Below are 3159 nucleotides of genomic sequence, written 5' to 3'. Positions count from 1 at the left end.
TTCTGGACCGAGGATGAAATCAACGAGCGTCTCGAGCGTGTGATGCGGGAAGCATTTGCCGCTGTATGGCAGGTGTCGAGCGAGCAGAAGGTGTCGGTGCGGACCGCGGCGTTTATCGTCGCGTGCAAGCGGATTCTGCAGGCGCGCGAAATGCGCGGCCTCTACCCCTGATTCCGGCTCATCCGCTGGCGGCCGATGCGGTTTTGACACGGCCTGGCGTGCTCTGAAACGGCGGTTGCGCGGCCCCGGGCATTGGCCCGGGCAGCGCGGCCGCCGGTTTTCTTTTTTGCGTGAATGCCGCCCGCCTTTGCATGTCCGCGCAAGGCTCGTGCGCGGTGCGGGCAAGCTTCGCGGCGTGCGCGCAACAACATGGTTAATAGCGATACTTTCAGAAAAATTACTTTGCTAAACTGGCGCCGGTTCTTGCCAAGGAGATCAAGATGAAGGTTAAAAAGGCTGCGCTGCTGCTCGCTACTCTCGGACTATTTACGGTCGGCGCGCATGCGCAAGACTCGGGCACGCTGAAAAAGATCAAGGACACCGGCGTGATTTCGCTGGGTCACCGCGAATCGTCGATTCCGTTCTCGTATTACGACGACAAGCAGAACGTGATCGGCTACTCGCAGGAATTCGCAATGAAGGTCGTCGAGGCCGTCAAGCAGAAGCTGAACATGCCGAACCTGAAGGTGAAGCTGGTTCCGGTCACGTCGCAAAACCGCATTCCGCTCGTACAGAACGGTACGGTCGACATCGAATGCGGGTCCACCACCAATAACCTCGAACGTCAGCAGCAGGCCGCGTTCACGAACACGATCTTCGTGATCGGCACGCGCCTGATGACCAAGAAGGATTCGGGCATCAAGGACTTCGCCGACCTGAAGGGCAAGACGGTCGTCACGACCGCCGGCACGACCTCCGAGCGCCTGCTTCGCAAGATGAACCAGGACAAGAACATGGGCATGAACATCATCAGCGCGAAGGACCACGGCGAGTCGTTCCTGACGCTGTCGACGGGTCGCGCCGCCGCGTTCATGATGGACGACGCGCTGCTCGCCGGCGAGCGCGCGAAGTCGAACAACCCGAACGACTTCGTGATCGTCGGCACGCCGCAATCGCGCGAGGCGTACGGCTGTATGCTGCGCAAGAACGATCCGGAGTTCAAGAAGGTCGCCGACGACGCGATCGCGAAGACGCAAACCTCCGGCGAAGGCGACACGATCTACAAGCGCTGGTTCGAATCGCCGATTCCGCCGAAGGGCCTGAACCTGAACTTCCCGATGAGCGAGGACATGAAGACCCTGTTCAAGAACCCGAATGACAAGGCAATCGACTAAACCTGTTAGCGGCCTTTCGACACTTTCGAAACGCTGAACGAAACGGAAGGGGCCCCGCGCTTCTTCCGTTTCTTTTTGCTGGAGTCTTGGTCATGTCATATCACTGGAACTGGGGCATTCTACTGAGTCCCGTCTCCACGGGCGAGCCGACCACCTATCTCGGCTGGCTGCTGTCGGGGCTATGGGTGACGGTCACCGTGTCGCTGTCGGCATGGGTGATCGCGCTGATCGTCGGCTCGTTTTTCGGCGTGCTGCGCACGGTGCCGAACAAATGGGCGTCGGGCATCGGCACCGTCTACGTCGCGATCTTCCGCAATATTCCGCTGATCGTGCAGTTCTTCATCTGGTATCTGGTGATACCGGAGTTGCTGCCGGTGTCGATCGGCACGTGGTTCAAGCAATTGCCGCCGGGCGCGCAGTTCTTCTCGTCGTCGATCATCTGTCTCGGGCTCTTCACCGCCGCGCGCGTGTGCGAGCAGGTGCGCTCGGGTATCAACGCGCTGCCGCGCGGACAGCGCGCCGCGGGTCTCGCGGTCGGCTTCACGCAATGGCAGACGTACCGCTACGTGCTGCTGCCGGTCGCCTACCGGATCATCGTCCCGCCGCTTACCTCCGAGTTTCTGAATATCTTCAAGAACTCCGCTGTCGCGTCGACGATCGGCCTGCTCGACCTGTCCGCTCAGGCGCGCCAGCTGGTCGACTACACGTCGCAGACGTATGAGTCGTTCATCGCGGTCACGATTGCGTACATGCTGATCAACCTGGTCGTGATGCAACTGATGCGCTGGGTCGAAGCGAGATCCCGGCTACCCGGCTATATCGGAGGCAAGTAATGCATCATTTCGACTGGAGCGGTATTCCGGGCGCGCTGCCGACGCTGTGGACCGGCGCCATCATCACGGTCGAGATCACGCTGATCGCGATCGTGTTCGGCATTGTCTGGGGCACCGTGCTCGCGTTGTTCCGGCTGTCGTCGATCAAGCCCCTCGAGTGGTTCGCGAAGCTCTACGTGACGGTCTTCCGTTCGATCCCGCTCGTGATGGTGCTGCTGTGGTTCTTCCTGATCGTGCCGCAAGTGCTGCAAAGCGTGCTCGGTCTGTCGGCGGATATCGATATCCGGCTTGCGTCGGCAATGGTCGCTTTCTCGCTATTCGAGGCGGCGTACTATTCCGAGATCATCCGCGCGGGCATCCAGGCGGTGCCGCGCGGCCAGATCAATGCGGCGTTCGCGCTCGGCATGACCTATGCGCAGGCGATGCGCCTGATCGTGCTGCCGCAGGCGTTCCGCGCGATGGTCCCGCTGCTGCTCACGCAGGGCATCGTGCTGTTTCAGGACACCTCGCTCGTGTACGTGATCAGCCTTGCCGACTTCTTCCGCACCGCCACGAATATCGGCGACCGTGACGGCACGAATGTCGAGATGGTACTGTTCGCGGGCGCGTGTTATTTCGTGATCTGTGTGATCGCGTCGAGCCTTGTCAAAGGTCTTCAGAAAAAGGTCGCAAGATGATCTCTATCAAGAACGTTTCGAAGTGGTACGGCCAGTTCCAGGTGCTGACCGACTGCACGACGGAAGTAAAAAAAGGCGAAGTGGTCGTGGTGTGCGGGCCGTCGGGTTCGGGCAAGTCCACGCTGATCAAGACCGTCAACGGCCTCGAGCCCTTCCAGAAGGGAACGATCGCTGTGGACGGCATCGCGGTGAACGATCCGAAGACGAACCTCTCCAAGCTGCGGTCGCGCATCGGGATGGTGTTCCAGAACTTCGAGCTCTTCCCGCACATGTCCGTGCAGCAGAACCTCACGCTCGCGCAGGTGAAGGTGCTGG

General features: G+C 60.4%; 4 protein-coding genes and 1 pseudogene. All 5 read left to right on the top strand.

All coding sequences use genetic code 11. The features are described from left to right. Positions 1-171: pseudogene (locus VGH68_RS04415) on the top strand (Glu/Leu/Phe/Val dehydrogenase); the annotation flags it as partial. A 269-nt stretch (positions 172-440) separates the two neighbouring features. After that, positions 441-1334 carry a glutamate/aspartate ABC transporter substrate-binding protein gene (locus tag VGH68_RS04410; protein WP_331602283.1) on the top strand — a complete coding sequence of 298 codons (894 nt, stop codon included), beginning with the start codon at positions 441-443 and terminating at the stop codon, positions 1332-1334. 92 nt (positions 1335-1426) lie between these two features. Then, a complete protein-coding gene (locus tag VGH68_RS04405) occupies positions 1427-2167 on the top strand; it encodes an amino acid ABC transporter permease (RefSeq protein WP_331602282.1) in 741 nt (246 codons plus the stop codon). Continuing rightward, on the top strand, positions 2167-2844 hold the full coding sequence (gltK, locus tag VGH68_RS04400; protein ID WP_331602281.1) for a glutamate/aspartate ABC transporter permease GltK: 678 nt from the start codon (positions 2167-2169) through the stop codon (positions 2842-2844). The genes VGH68_RS04405 and gltK overlap by 1 nt, the downstream gene beginning before the upstream one ends. After that, on the top strand, positions 2841-3159 hold a 319-nt coding region (locus VGH68_RS04395), incomplete at its 3' end, for an ATP-binding cassette domain-containing protein (protein ID WP_331602280.1). The genes gltK and VGH68_RS04395, both read left to right, overlap by 4 nt.

Origin of the sequence: Paraburkholderia sp., assembly GCF_036488505.1 — a bacterium.
Classification (GTDB): domain Bacteria; phylum Pseudomonadota; class Gammaproteobacteria; order Burkholderiales; family Burkholderiaceae; genus Paraburkholderia.
The sequence above is the reverse complement of the archived record's forward strand: the minus strand, read 5'-3'. Positions and strand labels throughout refer to the sequence as shown.